Source organism: Janthinobacterium sp. BCJ23 (assembly GCF_059617945.1).
Genome location: NZ_JCAQAW010000021.1, coordinates 1 through 1,520, shown reverse-complemented (window position 1 = coordinate 1,520; position 1,520 = coordinate 1). Strand labels below are relative to the sequence as shown.

Sequence of the window (1,520 nt, the reverse complement as noted above, 5' to 3'; positions counted from 1 at the left end):
CCTATTGCGTTGAAAAACTCCAGTTGAGCACGCGATCTTCACGATTTGCCGCTGTCTAAGCAAAGAAAAGACGGAGGCTGCGATGATGGGACGTCAGGAAACCAAACGGGAGTTGTTCGTCTTGATTAGTCTAAACGAATACGTTCCCGAAGACCATCTACTGAGAGCGGTGGATCAGTACCTCGACCTGACCGAGTTTCGCGAGAACTTGGCTCAGTCGTACAGTCATACCGGTCGACCATCAGTCGATCCCGAGCTCATGGCCCGCATGCTGATCATTGGCTATTGCTACGGCATACGTTCTGAGCGGAGGCTGTGCGAAGAAGTCGGCATGAATCTGGCTTACCGCTGGTTCTGCCGGTTGGGTCTGAAGGACAAGGTGCCGGATCACTCAAGTTTTTCCAAGAATAGACACGGCCGCTTTCGCGATCACGATGCATTTCGCCAGCTATTCGATGCGGTTCTTCGACGTTGCATGACAGAAGGCCTGGTACAGGGCGAGGGGTTTGCAACCGACGCCAGCATGATCAAGGCTGACGCCCAGCGGCAACGTTCCTGTTCAGGCGATTCCGCTATCGATTGGGGTGATCCTGAGCAGGCAAGTCGACCGGTGCGAGAGTATCTGGCAGCTCTGGACCAAGTTAATCCGGTGCCGCCAAAAAGAATCTCGCTGACGGATCCGTCTGCAACCTGGACTGCCGCTGCAGGGCCGGCTATTTTTGCTTACTCGACAAATTACCTGATCGATTTGAAAGCCGGAATGATTGTCGATGTCGAGGCATCAGCCGTAAACAAGATCGCCGAGGTCGAAGCGACCAAAACGATGATCAACCGGGTTGAGGAGAAATTCGCTATCAAGCCACAGCGATTGGTGGGCGATACGAATTACGGTGTGGCTGCAATGCTGGGATGGCTGGTCGATGAAAAGAAGATCGCCCCGCACGTTCCTGTCTGGGATAAATCCGAACATCACGACGGCACTTTCAGCCGTACCGATTTCATCTTCGATAGAGAAAACAATCGTTATGTTTGCCCTGCTGGCAAGTACTTGAAACCCGCTCAGCGTAGCCAGCAGAAAAACCCATTTCGCTATCGAGCCAGCCTGTATGACTGCCAGGCCTGCCAGCTCAAATTAAAATGCTGTCCCAATATGGACATCCGTAAGATCGACCGTAGCCCGTATGAACCTGCACGCGACGTGGCACGAGCCATTGGCAAGACAGACGCTTATCGACAATCGCGTAAAGAACGGAAAAAGGTCGAGATGCTATTTGCTCACCTCAAACGCATCCTTAAACTCGGCCAATTGCGCTTGCGCGGCCCCAGCGGCGCCCACGATGAGTTTCTGCTGGCAGCGACGGTACAAAATCTGCGGCGAATGGCCAAAAAGCTGCTTCCGCCAAAACAGAAGGCGACACTAGTGATGAGCTAAGCGAGCCGAACACCGCCACTGCGTACAATTTTCCTGTACATTTATTGCATTGTGACAGGTCTTGACCAATAGTTTTTCAACACAATAG

At 52.6% G+C, this 1,520-nt stretch carries 1 protein-coding gene; it reads left to right on the top strand.

Annotated elements, in window-relative coordinates; all coding sequences use genetic code 11:
* Positions 1-82: 82 nt before the first annotated feature.
* Positions 83-1,432, top strand: coding sequence for a transposase (locus AC54AG_RS28260; RefSeq protein ID WP_331779164.1), 1,350 nt, complete (start codon positions 83-85; stop codon positions 1,430-1,432).
* The last annotated feature ends 88 nt before the right edge of the window (positions 1,433-1,520 follow it).

Bases quoted from the DNA above. Each gene is read 5' to 3' on its own strand.
- AC54AG_RS28260 (WP_331779164.1), top strand. From the start codon at position 83: ATGATGGGACGTCAGGAAACCAAACGGGAGTTGTTCGTCTTGATTAGT.